Annotated in this window: 13 protein-coding genes, 1 pseudogene and 1 riboswitch; of the genes and pseudogenes, 4 read left to right on the forward strand and 10 right to left on the reverse strand. The window is 51.5% G+C overall.

Annotated elements, in window-relative coordinates; translation table 11 throughout:
- Positions 1-6: 6 nt before the first annotated feature.
- Complete coding sequence (locus tag CHH75_RS11020; RefSeq protein ID WP_095264684.1) at positions 7-675, reverse strand: succinate dehydrogenase cytochrome b558 subunit; 669 nt, start codon at positions 673-675, stop codon at positions 7-9.
- A gap of 399 nt (positions 676-1,074) precedes the next feature.
- Here CHH75_RS11020 and CHH75_RS11025 point away from each other — a divergent pair, with 399 nt between their 5' ends.
- Positions 1,075-1,983 (forward strand): LysR family transcriptional regulator, encoded by a 909-nt coding sequence (locus tag CHH75_RS11025; RefSeq protein WP_095264683.1) that lies wholly within the window; start codon positions 1,075-1,077, stop codon positions 1,981-1,983.
- 113 nt (positions 1,984-2,096) lie between these two features.
- Here the strand turns inward: CHH75_RS11025 and CHH75_RS11030 are convergent, their stop codons facing one another.
- Together CHH75_RS11030 and CHH75_RS11035 are read right to left on the reverse strand one after the other, a co-directional pair.
- Positions 2,097-2,771, reverse strand: coding sequence for a potassium channel family protein (locus CHH75_RS11030; protein WP_095264682.1), 675 nt, complete (start codon positions 2,769-2,771; stop codon positions 2,097-2,099).
- Between the two features lie 17 nt (positions 2,772-2,788).
- A pseudogene (locus tag CHH75_RS11035) lies at positions 2,789-4,127 on the reverse strand (TrkH family potassium uptake protein).
- 69 nt (positions 4,128-4,196) lie between these two features.
- A riboswitch (cyclic di-AMP (ydaO/yuaA leader) is annotated at positions 4,197-4,355 on the reverse strand.
- 313 nt (positions 4,356-4,668) lie between these two features.
- On the opposite strand from CHH75_RS11035, the gene CHH75_RS11040 reads away from it, so the two are divergent.
- On the forward strand, positions 4,669-6,351 hold the full coding sequence (locus tag CHH75_RS11040; protein WP_095264680.1) for a CPBP family intramembrane glutamic endopeptidase: 1,683 nt from the start codon (positions 4,669-4,671) through the stop codon (positions 6,349-6,351).
- Here the strand turns inward: CHH75_RS11040 and uvrC are convergent.
- Both uvrC and trxA read right to left on the reverse strand, forming a co-directional pair.
- Entirely contained in the window at positions 6,326-8,326 is a 2,001-nt protein-coding gene (uvrC, locus tag CHH75_RS11045; RefSeq protein WP_095398166.1) for an excinuclease ABC subunit UvrC, read from the reverse strand. The two genes, CHH75_RS11040 and uvrC, sit on opposite strands and share 26 nt — an antisense overlap.
- A 114-nt stretch (positions 8,327-8,440) precedes the next feature.
- Complete coding sequence (gene trxA / locus CHH75_RS11050) at positions 8,441-8,758, reverse strand: thioredoxin (protein ID WP_095264678.1); 318 nt, start codon at positions 8,756-8,758, stop codon at positions 8,441-8,443.
- A gap of 243 nt (positions 8,759-9,001) precedes the next feature.
- On the opposite strand from trxA, the gene CHH75_RS11055 reads away from it, so the two are divergent.
- Positions 9,002-9,157 (forward strand): YqzM family protein, encoded by a 156-nt coding sequence (locus tag CHH75_RS11055; protein ID WP_095264677.1) that lies wholly within the window; start codon positions 9,002-9,004, stop codon positions 9,155-9,157.
- Positions 9,158-9,259: 102 nt separating this feature from the next.
- Here CHH75_RS11055 and dnaI read toward each other — a convergent pair whose 3' ends face one another.
- From dnaI to CHH75_RS11070, 3 genes are all read right to left on the reverse strand, one after another.
- A complete protein-coding gene (dnaI, locus tag CHH75_RS11060) occupies positions 9,260-10,213 on the reverse strand; it encodes a primosomal protein DnaI (RefSeq protein WP_095264676.1) in 954 nt (317 codons plus the stop codon).
- A 101-nt stretch (positions 10,214-10,314) separates the two neighbouring features.
- Positions 10,315-11,823 (reverse strand): DnaD domain protein, encoded by a 1,509-nt coding sequence (locus CHH75_RS11065; RefSeq protein WP_095264675.1) that lies wholly within the window; start codon positions 11,821-11,823, stop codon positions 10,315-10,317.
- A gap of 202 nt (positions 11,824-12,025) precedes the next feature.
- Positions 12,026-12,325: a YuiB family protein gene (locus CHH75_RS11070; protein WP_095264674.1), complete on the reverse strand. Its 300-nt coding sequence runs from the start codon at positions 12,323-12,325 to the stop codon at positions 12,026-12,028.
- A 251-nt stretch (positions 12,326-12,576) separates the two neighbouring features.
- On the opposite strand from CHH75_RS11070, the gene hemQ reads away from it, so the two are divergent.
- Positions 12,577-13,326 (forward strand): hydrogen peroxide-dependent heme synthase, encoded by a 750-nt coding sequence (gene hemQ, locus CHH75_RS11075; RefSeq protein ID WP_095264673.1) that lies wholly within the window; start codon positions 12,577-12,579, stop codon positions 13,324-13,326.
- An 80-nt stretch (positions 13,327-13,406) separates the two neighbouring features.
- On the opposite strand, the gene CHH75_RS11080 is transcribed toward hemQ, so the two are convergent.
- Together CHH75_RS11080 and CHH75_RS11085 are read right to left on the reverse strand one after the other, a co-directional pair.
- Positions 13,407-13,661, reverse strand: coding sequence for a hypothetical protein (locus CHH75_RS11080; RefSeq protein ID WP_095264672.1), 255 nt, complete (start codon positions 13,659-13,661; stop codon positions 13,407-13,409).
- Positions 13,661-14,854, reverse strand: a complete 1,194-nt coding sequence (locus CHH75_RS11085; RefSeq protein ID WP_095264671.1) for an NAD(P)/FAD-dependent oxidoreductase — start codon at positions 14,852-14,854, stop codon at positions 13,661-13,663. The genes CHH75_RS11080 and CHH75_RS11085 overlap by 1 nt, the downstream gene beginning before the upstream one ends.
- Between the last annotated feature and the right edge of the window lie 132 nt (positions 14,855-14,986).

The following is a 14,986-nucleotide window of genomic DNA, read 5'->3' on the forward strand; positions in this document are numbered from 1 at the left end:
CTCCCTTTAACTCAAGACTGTCTTAGCTATATCGATCACGGCGTTTGCCGCTTGGAACTCGGCGTCTCTGAATCCGGTCATAGCCAGAATGAACATGACGCTCATTACAACGAACAAGCCCATGCAGATGTACGTCGATATGCGTTGAGCACGCGGACCGACGGTGATGCCCCAGCTGACCAGGAATGCCCACAGACCGTTTGCAAAGTGGAACGTAGCGGATAACACGCCGACCACATACAGCGCGAACAGTACTGGATTGCTGACGATCCCGTGCATAACGGCTCCCAGCTCATCATGCGTGATCTTGCCGATCATGATCTGGAAGCGCGTATCGTACATATGCCAGATTACGAATACAAACGTAATGACGCCGGTGATCCGCTGAATCATGAAGCGAATGTTGCGCTCATAATTGAAATTGCCTACGTTATTGTTCGCCTGGTAAGCGATATACAGTCCATAGACGCCGTGGTACAACAGCGGCAGCCAGATCAGGAACAGCTCCAGGAAGAAGACGAGCGGCATGCTGTTCAGGAAATGCACCGCCCCCATAAAGCCTTCCTTTCCACCCTCGAAAGCCTTATAGTTGGATATCATATGGCTGATCAGGAATCCTCCAAGCGGTATGACACCAAGTAATGAATGCAGCTTTCTGGAATAATACCCTTTCATCAGTTGACGTTCCCCTTTCCGATGTACAGCGTTTTCAATTTCATACTTTCGAACGAATTCATTTCATTTGGAACTGCTTACGCAATACATTGAAACTCGCGTTTTTTCAACGACAAATTGTTCTCTATTTCCCTAATCTGTGAACAACCTGTGTCACATTTCATGTTACTCCTTTTTTTCTTATAATGGAATTGCAATATAATTATTAAACGTTATAATTTATACGCATAAGCAAAATGTCCGGTATGGTTGCCTGTGCAGATCGGCCGCAGCTTCGCGGAAGCGGTCTCACCTTACGAGCCGGACAGGCTTGGCGCATAGCCGCAAACTTGCGTTTCTTCAGCAAATCTTCATGTTCACTACCTAATATACACTACCATATAACAGGAGGATGTAGCCATGTTCGAAGAGCTGGACGTCTTTGCCGTCGTCGTTGAGCAATCCAGCATCAACAAAGCTTCCAAGCTGCTCAACCTGTCCCAGCCGGCGGTCTCCCGCAAAATCGCCAAGCTGGAGGACGAGCTTGGGCTGCAGCTGTTCAACCGTCGGGGCAAGCGACTGGAGCTGACCTCGATCGGACAGATCGTTTATACCTTCGCCCTGGAGCAGCGGCAGCAGCAGTTGAAGTTTATGCAGACGCTGGCGCATTACCGCGAAGGCGAGCAAATCTCCATTACGCTTGGCGCCAGTCTGACCACGCTGCAGACGACGCTGCCTCCGCTTGTGAATGCTTTTATGGAGAAGCATCCGGCGGCGGAAATTAAACTGGTCACTGGCAAGACTCATGAAATCGTTTCTTATGTAAGGGAACGACGCGTGGATATCGGCATCGTTGCTTCCTCCATCAATCAGCCGGGGCTAAAGTGCATTCCGCTCTTTGACGATCATCTTGAGCTGGTCATCCCGCTCGGCCATCCGCTGGCGGAGCTTGAAGCGGTCAGCATCGAGCATCTGCAAGGACTGCCGATGATTATTTTCTCCACCGGCACCTGGTACCGCAAGCTGACCGATGATCTGTTTCATCGCTGGGGCATTATGCCCGACATCCGGATGGAGATCGATTCCTTCGAGGCGATCGTCCGCCTCATTCCAACCTGCAAAGCGGCGGCGCTGCTGCCCAAATCCTATTTGCGCCCGCAGCTGCTGTCCGATAACGGTCTGCTCGACATCCATATCCCCGCTTTGATAGAGACCCGGCGGACCACTTCGCTCGTCTATGACGAGTCCTCGGATTTGAGCAGTGCGGCCAGACGCTGGATCGCCGAGACCGAGGTGCTGTTCACTGAGCTGCGCAAGCTGAAGGCATAGGGGCAGGCTTGCAACCCACAGTAGCCGCCTAGCCTTATGACAACAAAGCGATCATCTATACACCGCATGTTCCGTGTACGCATGATCGCTTCTTCCTATTATATAAGTGCGGATTAACCTTCCTGCGAGTTGACAACCTCATTCTCAAATCGTTCCACGTTCTCATTCGAACCGATAACCACCATAATGTCACCGGCATGCAGCACATCCATCGCCGTTGGCGCCACAATGATGCCGGAAGGCTTGTTGACCGCCACGACGGTAACCCCATAACGAACCCGCGTGTTAAGCTCGCTTAATGTTTTTCCATCCATGCAGTCCGTCACCGTCAGCTCAACGACCAGATAGTCTTTGGACAGCTCGATATAATCGAGAAGGTTAGGGGTAACGAGCTGATGAGCCACACGAATGCCCATATCTCTTTCCGGGAAGATCACCCGGTCTACGCCCAGCTTCTCCAGCGCTCTGCCGTGCAGCACCGATATCGCTTTGGCCACGACCGTGCCCACACCAAGCTCCTTCAGCAATATAGCTGAAAGAATGCTCATCTGGATATCGTCGCCGATCGCCACAATGCCGCAGTCGAAGTTGCGGACGCCAAGCGACTTCAGCACTCCCTCATCCGTAGCATCCGCCACGACGGTATGCGTCAGCAGCTCGCTCATATCCTCCACAACCTCTTCGTCCCGGTCGATGCCCAGAACTTCATACCCCTGCTCCATCAGTTCAATGGCGAGGCTCGATCCGAACCGCCCTAGACCGATCACTACAAACTGTTTTGGTTTCATGTTTCCCGTCATGCTCCTTACCCAATAATCATTTTGCCTTCCGGATAACGGTACAATTCTTTGTTTTTATTCGGACCCAGCGCATACACGAGCGTCAGCAGTCCAAGCCGTCCCGCAAACATCGTGAAACAGATCAGCACCTTGCCGAAGGCCGTCAAATGAGGTGTCAGCCCCATCGACAGCCCAACGGTGCCGAAGGCCGATGTCGCCTCAAACAAGATCTCCAGAAAATGTCCATCCTCCGTAGGATAAAATCATCGCAACGGTCAGCACAAGCAGCACCGCGAGCAAAGCAATCGTCAATGCCTTCAGAATCCGCTCCTGAGCCAGCCGGTAGTGGAACAGCACAATGTCCTGACGTCCGCGCATCATGGCGACCACCGCCCCGATCATCACCGTAAAAGTCGTCGTTTTGATCCCGCCCCCGGTCGATCCCGGAGAGGCGCCGATAAACATCAGAATGACGATGAAAAATTGTGTCGCCTGCCTCATTCCCGTAATGTCAATCGTGTTCACTCCGGCCGTTCGGGGCGTGACCGACTGGAGCAGGGCCGCCAGCGTTTTGCCGCCGCCATCCAGGGCACCGAGCGTTCTCGGATTCGTGAACTCGAACACCATAATGACAACGGCTCCGACCAATATGAGCGCTCCGCTCATGGACAGAACGACCTTCGAATGCAGGGACAGCTTCCGTTTCTGGCGAAAATCAATCAGATCCGACAATACCACAAATCCAAGTCCCCCGGAAACGATTAAAAATATGGAAACGATGTTGATCAGCGGGTCACTCACGTACCCCGTAAAGCTGTGAAATTGTCCAAACAGATCAAAGCCCGCGTTATTAAACAGCGATATGGCATGAAAAATCCCGAAATAAACGGCCTGCCCGGCCGGCATGTCAAACGCCCAGCGTATCGAGAACAACGTGGCACATACGGCTTCAATAACAAATGTATAAATAATTACCCTCCTGATCAGCCGTACAATCCCTTCCACTGATGTCTGGTTCATGGCCTCCTGCAGCACCAGCCGGTCCTTGAACGAGATGCGCCGCTTGAACATCAGCGCGAACAGCGTTGCCATCGTCATAAAGCCTAATCCGCTAATCTGGATGAGCAGCATGATCACAAGCTCGCCAAAGGTGCTGTAAGTTGTCGCCGTATCAACGACGACTAGACCTGTCAGACATACAGCCGATGTCGCGGTAAACAAGGCGTCAATCGCTCCAAGCGGCTCCCTGCTGGTTGTTGCCACCGGCAACATCAGCAGCATTGTCCCGATCCCGATGAGCGCTGCGAAGCCAAGCGTCAGGATTTGCGGCGGGGACAACTTGAGCCAAAATAATTTCGGGTTCAACTTGTTCACCTTCTGTTGATAAAAGTCAAAGAAAAAAAGACACTGGAAATCCAATGCCCCTTTCTGTTCTGGTTCCTGTGCTGCAGCCTACGAGGTTAGCTGACGGGTTCGGGCTTTCACAGGTTGCCCTATTCCTCCTCATTCATGATGAATCATGAATGACTTAGGAAATTCACCCCAATTACATGGTTCCCCCATTTTCTGGTCGAAATTCGGCTGTCTTATTTTCTTTGCTGAAAGCATGATGTGATTATAACGCAATCGCCTCACGAACCCAATGCTGTTTTTGCTGCAAAATATCTTTAAAAACGTCCGATTTGGGCATATTCAAGAATACGAGCACCTGCTTCTCTTGCATTTTCGTAAGCTTTCATTCGTTTTCATCGATTATTTAAAAAAATGACAGAGGGATAAGCTCCGTGAAGGGCACATATCTATGTTATATTGACTTATAGTTGTTTAAACTCTTCCACATCCGATACTTTCATACTGACGATAGGTATCTAATTTGCAGCAGTTATCCATCTCGAGGAGGAATTTCATGAATCGAATTCAAGAACCGCTGAAACTCAAAGCTAATTTCAGAACATTAATGATTCCAGCCATCGTCGGCCTCGTCTTGTTTCTGCTTCTGCAGATCGTGCTGCCCACCGCCGCCGATCCGGAGCTTCAGACGTCTGTTGTGATCACCAAGGAGGAAGCCTCACAGGCTGCCTCGGAATTTGCCAAGGACCAGTTAGGCTTCCCTGTAGAAGAAGCGACAGAAACGCTGGTGACTTATCAGTCGAATTCTGCGTTGTATGGATATTTGACCAAAGAGAAGAAGCTCGACGAGTACAATAAAACCTATGAGCAACAATATCCCTATGACGTATTCCGTGTTCGCTTCACGCTTCCGGGCTTGGACGCGCTGCTGGTGGATGTACATATGCAGACCGCGGCGGTTATCAGCTATACCCTTGATGCCGCGCACTCGAGCTATGACCGGATTGAGCTGAATACCGGCGCGGTACGGCGGGAAATGCTGCTGCTAGCCGAAGGCAACATGACCTTGTCCGAGAAACAGGCACTGGCAGAGCCCTGGCTCCAAAGGTCCGGCTATGATCCAGCCAGCCTGGAACTGCTTACGCAGGAGGGCGAGCCCAAGCTGGAATATGCCGATCCGTCAAAATCCGTTCTGGATGCTCAGCTGAAACTGGAGTTCACGTTCGAAGACCGCCAGCTGCGCTCGTATCAGCAGGCCTTCGATGTTCCGGAGCAGCATACCGCCTATGTGGAGAAGCAAACGCAAAACGCGCTTATGCTTACGCTGATCGGGTACGGTTTGTTCACCCTCGTGCTCGGAATTCTCGCGATTGTATACAGCGTGAAAACACGTGCCCACACTTCTTTTAAACGCGGAGTGTTTCTGGCGCTGCTGCTGTTTGTCATCCAGATGCTGAACACCTACAATTTGATGCCTGTGTTCAAAGCCCAGGGGATGTCCAGTTTCGGAATTGCATTCATGATGATCTTTTATGTAATATATTCCCTCGTCTTCTCGGCCCTTCTGTACTTCTCGCTGGTGGGCGGAGACGGGCTGTGGCGTAAGGAGGACGGGCTCAATGTGTGGCCGCGGGCGAAGGAACCGGGTTATGGGCCGTATGTGCTCGACAGCATGAAGCTCGGCTATCTGTGGGCATTCATCTTGCTTGGCATTCAGTCGATCATCTTCATCATACTGAGCCTTACGCTGAATACCTGGGCAACGACGGATTCGGAGCAATCGCCATACAACATGCTGTATCCGTGGCTGTTTCCTTTGATGGCCTGGTTCGCTGGCATATCGGAAGAGGCCGTTTACCGGCTGTTCGGGATTAAAATGGTCAAAAAAATCGTGCGCAGCACCTTTGTCGCCAGCTTGATCACTTCGATCATTTGGGCTCTCGGACATACGCTGTATCCGATCTATCCGATTATTTCCCGACCCATCGAGCTGGTAATCATCGGCCTGCTGTTCAGTTATATCTTCCTGCGATACGGTTATTTGACCGCCATGTTCGCCCACGTCATCTTCAACAGCACCCTGATGGGAATCAGCCTGATCCTGCTGAGAGACGCAACCAACGTGGTGATGGGGGCCTTCTATATCGCGCTTCCAGCACTGGTCGCTTACGTCATTTACCGATTTAACCCGCAAAAAAAGGAGAAGCCGTATACTACGACTCCTCCCGAAGCGCTTTAAGAATATCATTCGCTAATTTTTCACCGATAGAAAGGGGCCGGAAGTCTTCGACACTGGCCTCTTTTATTTTTTTGACCGAGCCAAAATGCTTGAGCAGCATCTTCCGGCGCTTCTCCCCGATGCCCGGAATAGCGTCCAGCTTGGAGGAAACCATCGATTTGCCCCGCTGCTCGCGGTGGAACGAAATGGCGAACCGGTGCACTTCATCCTGTATGCGCTGAAGCAGGTAGAATTCCTGGCTGTCCCTTGGCAGCGCCACCGGCTCAGGCGGATCGCCCACCATGAGCTGCGCCGTCCGGTGCTTGGCGTCCTTCACCAGGCCGCAGACCGGGATGAACAGTCCCAGCTCGTTCTCCAGCACATCGACCGCTGCCGAGATTTGGCCGCGTCCGCCGTCGACCACGATCAGATCCGGCAGCGGCAGGTTCTCCTTGAGCACCCGCTCATACCGGCGGCGAATAACCTCGCGCATCGTCTCATAATCATCCGGTCCCGATACGGACCGGATTTTATATTTGCGGTATTCCTTCTTGTCCGGCTTGCCATCGGTAAATACCACCATTGCCGATACCGGGTTGCTTCCTTGAATGTTGGAGTTGTCAAATGCCTCAATCCGGTGCAAAGACTCCAGACCGATAATCTCGCCCAGATTAGCTGCCGCAATCGAGGTGCGCTCTTCATCGCGTTCAATCAGGCGGAACTTCTCATCAAGCGACACTTTGGCATTATCGGAAGCCATGCCAACCATCTGACGCTTCAAGCCCCGACGCGGAACCAGAACCTTGATACCGAGCCACTCCTGCAGCGCCTCCGCTCCGCCTGCCGCATCAACGAGCCCGGCCGCTTCAGCCGCTGCTTCGGCCTTCGCCTCAGCCGCAGTAGGTTCGGCACTGTCTGTCAGAACAGTTGGCTCGGTCGTTGCCACATCTGCACCAGCAGGCGGCTTGGCTGCTGTTTCACCAGCTTCCTCGCTGTCCGCATCGGCTGCTGCTGCGCCGGACAACTGCGGGCCCGGCAGCAGAATTTCCTGCGGCAGCGCCGGATTGCTGCTGTAATACTGTGCGACAAAGGACAGAAAGTCGCTGTGGGGGTCGCCGTAGAACGGAAATACGGAGGCGTTGCGCTGCACCATTTTTCCCTGGCGCATATATAGAATCTGCACGCACATCCAGCCCTTGTCCACCGCATAACCGAACACGTCCCGGTCCTTCTTGTCGGTAGTCGTGATCTTCTGCTTCTCCATCAGAGCGTCAATATGCATGATCTGATCACGCAGCTCCTTGGCCCGCTCAAAATAGAGTTCCTCCGCAGCCTCGTGCATTTTCCGCTCGAGCTCCTTCCGGATCTCCTCATGCCCGCCGCTGAGGAATGACTGGATTTCGCTCGTAATCTGCTCATAATCCTCCCGGGGAACCTCCTTCACACAAGGGGCCAGACATTGCCCGATGTGATAATAGAGGCAGACCTCCTTCGGCATGACACCGCATTTGCGCAGCGGATACATGCGATCCAGCAGCTTCTTCGTTTGCTGGGCGGCCGAGGCGTTCGGATACGGGCCAAAGTATTTCGCTTTATCTTTCAGCACCCGCCGGGTCACTTCCAGCCGGGGATGCTCTTCATTCGTTATTTTTATATATGGATACGTTTTATCGTCTTTCAGCAATACATTGAAGCGAGGCTGATGGGTTTTGATCAGGTTGCACTCCAGAATGAGCGCCTCCATATTGCTGCCGGTCACAATATATTCAAAATCACGGATTTCGGAAACCATCAGCTGGGTCTTGCCATTGTGGCTTCCCGTAAAGTAAGAGCGTACCCGGTTCTTCAGCACCTTGGCCTTGCCGACGTAGATGATGGTGCCTTCCCCGTTCTTCATCAGGTAGCAGCCCGGCTGATCAGGCAGCAGCGCCAGCTTGTGCCGGATATTCTCCAGAGCCTTCTCCTGCTCCTGAACCCGCTTGGCGAAATCGTTCATACCCTTCCCCCTCTCCTAGGAGACATTATACTACGAATAAACCGCACAAAGCGCCCCCGGATTATTCCGAAGGCGCTTATAACGTTGCTTGCTGCTTGGAGCGTCAAGCTTGAATTATTGATGTTTCGCAATGATGCCCTTCAAGGCTTCTTTGGAATTCAAACCAACCACTTTGTCGACAGGCTGGCCGTCTTTAAAGAAGATCATTGTCGGGATGCTCATAACGCCGAAACGAGCTGCAGACTCAGGATTCTCGTCCACATTCACCTTAGCGATTTTCACATCATCGCCCACTTCCTGAGCCAGTTCGTCCAGGATTGGCGCAAGCATTTTGCAAGGTCCGCACCAAGGCGCCCAGAAATCAACAACAACCGTTCCTGTGCTTTCCACTTCGTTAGCAAAGGTTTGGTCGGTAACATTTACAATTGCCATATTGTATTCTCCTCCTTACAGGATAAGTATATCTTTAACAAAGATGCCGATTTTAATGTCGACGAAAATAGTATACCACATTTTTCAGGAAAAAGTGAAATATACTCACCTAAAGAAAGGTAGTAATTCACCTCCCTTATTCTTTACAAATGATTTGCCAATTGGGTATACTACTAATAACAAGTCCGGTGAATGTCAAGGAAATGGATCACAGGCATGTTCACCTTTTAGGAGGCTAGCACCATGGATGTAAACGTTCACGTTAACGATCCACGGGAGCACGTGAATGAAGAACCGCGGAATGACTTTGGCGATTTGATGGCTGGCTTTATCGGCATGTTCGGTTTCATGACCATCATTTTCTTCGGCTTTGTCATTATCAAGTATCTGGTCGGTTAATCGGCGGCTCCTTGAGCTCTAACATGAAAAGTCTGATCCTGTTCACAGCTTAAGCTGCGATCGGGATCAGACTTTTTCTATTGTCATCTTCCGTTTCACTAATCAGAACTTGCCCCGCTGATTCTCCCCGAACAGCTGCACCACATCGACAAAAGGCGCAATCCGGTTCATCAGCCGCTGCCCCTTGTGAAGCTCCTCCCCATCCTTGCTCGTAAAGCTCAGATGGCGCTCCAGCCCGTCCAGCGGATAATTGGAGGTATAGAAGGTCGGTTTGCGATTCATCCGGTAGTTCAGAATCGAGCCGAGGACGTGATCCCGAACCCAGGGATTCAGGTTCTCAGCACCGATATCATCAAAGATGAGCAGGTCGCATTCCTTCATCGTCTCCGTCATTTCCTTCAGCTTCTGCCCTTCCTGCATCATCGATTTCAGATCCTCGACGAAGTCCGGCATGTACACGATGACGCCGGTATAGCCAACCATCGCCAGCTCATGCAGCAGATAGCACATCAAATATGTCTTTCCCGTCCCGAATGCCCCAGTTAAATACAGGCCGCGCGGTGACAGACCATTCTCCTTGACGTCCTGAATATAACGGAAGATCTGATGAACAGCGGGAGCGCGCAGCCTGTCCTTGGCCATAATCTCCATGTTGTTATAACCTTCGTTAAGCGCGTGATCATCCACGTAGAAGCTGCGGATCCGTTTGCGGATCATCTCTGCGTTGGTCTTAGCCACCTGCAGATGACAAGGCGCTTTCCGTTCATAGATCTCCACGGTCCCGTTCACACGCTCGATATCAAGCTTGCTGAAATGTCCCTGGAAATCATTTGGGCAATGCTCCAGCCCCGGGCATTGCTCACAGTGCTTATGGTCTCCGGCATACTGATACAGCTTGCTCAGATTCAGCCGGATCACCCGATCATCGATCTCGGGGTATTCGCTGCGGAGTGCGCGAATTAACGGATTCTGCAGCAGTTCCTCTGTAATGCTCTCCGTCCGGCGGCGAATATCCGGATTCTTCAAATGGTCCAGCAGCTGACCCAGCGATTCCATCGCGATCTCCCCCTCCCTCTTGATATGTTCAACGATTCGTGCAGGCATCATTGCCTGCTACCATCATTCATCCGATCATTCATTCGTTAACATAGCGGGCATTACCCGCCCTTCTTCTTGCTGGCCTGCATCTCGGCGGCAAACCTTAACATCTCTTCAAATTCTTCATCGGACACGGCCTGTCCTGACGCATTCCCCTGGGCCACCGGAATGTCCGGCTTCACCTTGCCGCCCTTGGCGTATGTACGCGCCCGCGAAGCCGCCTTCTGTTTGCCTTTCATTTTGGCCTGATCGCGAATGTATTGAACCGCCTTCTCATAGGTATCCACCTGCTTCAGCAGCATGTTGGAGGCGATCGCCTCCACGAAATTGCGATTGATCCGCTGCTCTCCATCCTCGGCGATCAAGGTCATCAAATAATGAATGAGCACATTGATTACCTCTTCAGGCAGCTTGTAGCTCAAGTCGATCTTCTCGAACATATCCATAAACGGCGACGGAATCGTCCCCGGAAAAAATGTCTGCAGCAGCTTCGTATACGGCTCATTGCGAAGCATCATATTATATTGGTGAATATCACATTTCGATTGAAACTGTAGCGGAACTTCCACATAATATTCCATCTGCACCGGATGCTCCTGTGCCGGCTCGTCCGGCTCGCCTTCCAGCTCCTGCCGCAGCGCCACGACCTTGCCTGCCGTGATCTCGCGCTTCTCCTGCAGCTTCATGCCCTGCCGGAAATGAAGGCTGGCCTTATGTTGCAGATCATCAAGCACAATCTCTCCCTGGGAGGTAAATATACCATCCTCATCGAGCAAACGGCATAAATCCTGCACGCTGAGGTTGTATTTCCGAACGACATAATTGACGATCCCCATCTGTTCATGATCATAGCGAAGCCGCTCGACAAACACCCGGTTGCGCGACTCGCGCGGGAAGCGAAGGATAATGTCCGCATAATTCAGCCCGCCGCTATCCTGGTCAGAAGAAAGGGACCGGACTGGCTTGCTCCCGGCAGACACCTCTTCCAGCGCCTGTTCCAGCTCATAATCGATGACATGGGTGTTCAGCTCAAATATATCGTAAAAGGGTACCGAAATATTCTCCTTGTTCAAGGATATCCCAGACCACTCCTGCGGCTCCTTGCTCCACAGCTCCTCGCGCAGCGAGAGCACAGCGAACTTGCCCACCTTGTCCCGAAGCAGCAGCGTCAAGTGCTGTGTCTTGAAGAACTCGGCCGGCGACAGCGGTGCCTGCAGCTCATATTCATAGATGTAATCATCGGTCTCGGCCACTACCATGCGGCTCGTCTGGAGCAGTCCAACCGCTTCCAGCTTCGAGGTCTGCTCAATTAGATACCGCCGCCCCTTCTCGCTTGGCTCAAGCCCGAGTGTCAGGAACAATCTGCGCTGCTGCTCAATGGCCGAATATCCTACCTTCTCTAGCGGAATATGCGAGACAAGCAGACGGTATAAACTGATGGCAAACGCACCGACCATCGGCTGATAGATCGAACTGAGCATTTTGTCGTCCAGGACGCTCACACAGAAGTCACGGTATACGCAGTAACGGTGATTCTCGGTAAAATGTAAGAAATTTGTCATGCGCATCGTTATCTGCTCCCCCTGCCTCACAAAAATAGACTGCCTCTATTCTATCATAAATCATGTCCCTGCAAGCCAGTTCCTCGCATCAAAAATTTCTGGCATTTTCATCCCCGCCTGGTCAAAAGAAAAACGGCCTTCCAAACCGGAAGAGCCGCCGCGGTTCTCTGATCTCCATCCGCTCAGGGTAGAGATTTCAGCCAAGCGATTAGAACATTTTAAAGCCTTTGATGCGAAGCGTGCGGATTGTCCACCCGCTCATATAAGCTCCTATAAGCCCAGCCACACCGGTCAAATAATCAACCAGCTGGAACGAGCCCACGTGGGTCCAGAACGGAACTTCTCCCCGATCCCACAGGCTGTATACAACAACCGGCAGGATGACAATCACAAATAAAAAGCACGGGAACCAGGTTGTCTTCATCAGCATATTCAAGATGAAGCCGATTCCAAACATCATAACAAAGAACAAAATCATCAGCACTAGTACAGGAATAATGGAAAGCATAATCGCTGTTTCACCTCGACTTTATCGCTTCAGCTGGACGTTCTCCACTCTAATAGGTAAGAAGTGTATGTCGCCCGCGCTTCAGCCCGTTGTTAGTTTACTAAAAAAATGATGACAGATCAACGAACATTCCATGAATCTATATCCGAATCGTTTGCCCTGTGTCCATCGCTTGCAGTACAATGGATGAAGAGTGCGGCGCCCTTAAGGCGCGGCAAGCATTACGACATATGATGTTTAGGAGTGATCTCATGAACGAAGCCGCCATGACGCTGGAAGGCTGGTATGCTCTACACGATTTTCGCACCATTGATTGGTCGGCCTGGAAAGCGGCAGACGATGAAAAGCGCGCCTTCGCGCTTGAAGAGCTGAATGCTTTTCTGGCAGAATGGGAAGCGGTCGATGCCTCCAAGCAAGGAAGCACGGCTGTATACACCATTGTAGGCCAAAAAGCCGATTTTGTATTTATGCACCTGCGTGAAACGCTGGAGGAATTGAACGCCATCGAGAATGCTTTTAACAAAACAGCGTTCGCCCAATATACAATCAAAGCCTATTCCTATGTCAGCATCGTAGAGCTCAGCAATTACCTTGCCGGCTCCTCCGATGAAGATCCGATGCAAAATCCGCATGTGATCGCACGGCTCAAGCCTTCGCTGCCGAAATCGAAGCACATCTGCTTCTATCCGATGAACAAAAAGCGCGATCTGTCGGATAACTGGTATATGCTCAGCATGGAAGAGCGCCGCAACATGATGAAGAGTCATGGTCTGATCGGCCGCGGCTATGCCGGCAAAGTGAAGCAGATCATTACCGGCTCGGTCGGCTTTGATGATTGGGAATGGGGTGTTACCCTGTTCTCCGACGATGCCCTTCAATTCAAGAAGTTGGTGTATGAAATGCGCTTTGATGAAGTGAGCGCCCGTTTCGGGGAATTCGGCCCGTTCTACGTCGGCAATCTGCTGGACAAGACCTCGTTCACGGAATTGATGAAGGTATAACTATAACGATCCCCTTGTACAAAAAGGTATGCTCCCGGTTAAGCTATCCGGAAGAGCATACCTTTTTTTGCTTATCGAGGTCAGACTTGCTCGTCGTCCTCCTGCTTGTTCAAGGATTCCAGAAACTCCGCTGTAGCGCGATCGCGCGCCCGCCCTTTATCCTTCAGCCGCTCAATTGCCGGCATGATGAGAATGTCCACTTCCTTCTGAACCGTATAGGCCAGGTCATACTTTTCCTGCGATTCCAGATAAGCGCCAACCTCCATCAATGCATTGTAACGGTCCAGCTCATCCCGGGTCAGCAGTCCGCGGACTTGAACGCTGCAATGTCTCATTACAGAAACCTTCCTTTTTTGAGCACGAGCGGAATGCCTCCAATAATGAAGAGATACCGCAAGTCAACTAGTTTCTTCAATTGTGCGGCTTTCCAGCCCTGATATTTCTTGTCCCCCACAACCGCAATGCCTTCACCCTTGCCGAGAGAAGCCACGGTTCCTTTATTGTGGAACTCAAACGTCTTCATCGGTTTGTTCCGGATGGAAGCTACGATATTCTGGGCACAGCATACACCCTGCTGCATCGCAATTTGGGCGGTTGGCGGATAAGGTCGTCCCTCATCATTAAAAATAAGCGAGTTATCGCCGATAATATAAATGTTCTCATATCCAGGCGCACGCAAATATTCATCTACCTTAACACGGCCGCGCATCGTTTCGAATCCTGCGGCTTCAACCAGACGATTGCCGCGAATACCGCCTGTCCATACGATCGTTGCGGCTTTAATCTCTTCGCCGCTACTCAGTATGACGCCGCCCGGCAGACATTCCTGGATCGCAGTTCCGAACTTGAAGGTGACGCCCTTCTTCTCCAGCGTCTTGATGGCATAATCCACAAGCTCCGGGGCGAAGCCCGGCAGTGCAGATGGAGCCGCCTCGATGTTGTAGATGTTGACAAGTGTAGGGTCCACATCAAACTCTTTGCACAGCTTCGGAATCCGGTCAGCCAGCTCGGCCACAAATTCGATGCCGCTAAAGCCTGCGCCGCCGACAATGAAGTTGATTCGTTCCTGCGGTCTGCGCTCGTTCTTGAATAATGCAAACTGGTATTCGATATGCTCCCGGATCAGACGAACCGAGTTGATGCTCCGGATCGTCATCGCATGCTCCGCCAATCCCGGGATGCCGAATGTTTCCGGCTCGCCGCCGAGTCCAATGACCAGGTAGTCGTAGGACAAGGTGCCGTCCTCAAGGATGACCTTTTTATCGTGAAGACGAATTTCCTGCACTGAGGATTTGACCAAATCGATTTTGAATTCATCAATCAGTTTGGAAATCGATACCCGCGTATTTTCGATGCTGTCTGTTCCCGCTGCCGGCATATGCAAATGGGTCGTTATATAATGGTAGTCATGGCGATTGACCAAGGTAACGTCCGCCTCGTTATAATTCAGCTCTTTTTGCAGCCGCTGCGCTGTCAATATGCCACCGTAACCCGCGCCGAGGATTACGATCTTCGGTATGCTGCTCATTCTACTGCTCCTTCCAGCTTACTCTTTATCTGTTATCTGTACAGTATGGTATAAAGATGTTAACAATTTGTGAAAAACGTGCAGAAAAAGAGATGAGCCCCTTCATCAGAGCCCACTCACACGGTTTTGACC

This window comes from Paenibacillus sp. 7541 (assembly GCF_002276395.1).
GTDB lineage: Bacteria > Bacillota > Bacilli > Paenibacillales > Paenibacillaceae > Paenibacillus_AQ > Paenibacillus_AQ campinasensis.

What these genes read in the sequence shown, in the direction of transcription:
- CHH75_RS11020 (WP_095264684.1), bottom strand. Translation starts at nt 675, where the DNA reads ATGAAAGGGTATTATTCCAGAAAGCTGCATTCATTACTTGGTGTCATA.
- CHH75_RS11025 (WP_095264683.1), top strand. Translation starts at nt 1,075, where the DNA reads ATGTTCGAAGAGCTGGACGTCTTTGCCGTCGTCGTTGAGCAATCCAGC.
- CHH75_RS11030 (WP_095264682.1), bottom strand. Translation starts at nt 2,771, where the DNA reads ATGAAACCAAAACAGTTTGTAGTGATCGGTCTAGGGCGGTTCGGATCG.
- CHH75_RS11040 (WP_095264680.1), top strand. Translation starts at nt 4,669, where the DNA reads ATGAATCGAATTCAAGAACCGCTGAAACTCAAAGCTAATTTCAGAACA.
- uvrC (WP_095398166.1), bottom strand. Translation starts at nt 8,326, where the DNA reads ATGAACGATTTCGCCAAGCGGGTTCAGGAGCAGGAGAAGGCTCTGGAG.
- trxA (WP_095264678.1), bottom strand. Translation starts at nt 8,758, where the DNA reads ATGGCAATTGTAAATGTTACCGACCAAACCTTTGCTAACGAAGTGGAA.
- CHH75_RS11055 (WP_095264677.1), top strand. Translation starts at nt 9,002, where the DNA reads ATGGATGTAAACGTTCACGTTAACGATCCACGGGAGCACGTGAATGAA.
- dnaI (WP_095264676.1), bottom strand. Translation starts at nt 10,213, where the DNA reads ATGGAATCGCTGGGTCAGCTGCTGGACCATTTGAAGAATCCGGATATT.
- CHH75_RS11065 (WP_095264675.1), bottom strand. Translation starts at nt 11,823, where the DNA reads ATGCGCATGACAAATTTCTTACATTTTACCGAGAATCACCGTTACTGC.
- CHH75_RS11070 (WP_095264674.1), bottom strand. Translation starts at nt 12,325, where the DNA reads ATGCTTTCCATTATTCCTGTACTAGTGCTGATGATTTTGTTCTTTGTT.
- hemQ (WP_095264673.1), top strand. Translation starts at nt 12,577, where the DNA reads ATGAACGAAGCCGCCATGACGCTGGAAGGCTGGTATGCTCTACACGAT.
- CHH75_RS11080 (WP_095264672.1), bottom strand. Translation starts at nt 13,661, where the DNA reads ATGAGACATTGCAGCGTTCAAGTCCGCGGACTGCTGACCCGGGATGAG.
- CHH75_RS11085 (WP_095264671.1), bottom strand. Translation starts at nt 14,854, where the DNA reads ATGAGCAGCATACCGAAGATCGTAATCCTCGGCGCGGGTTACGGTGGC.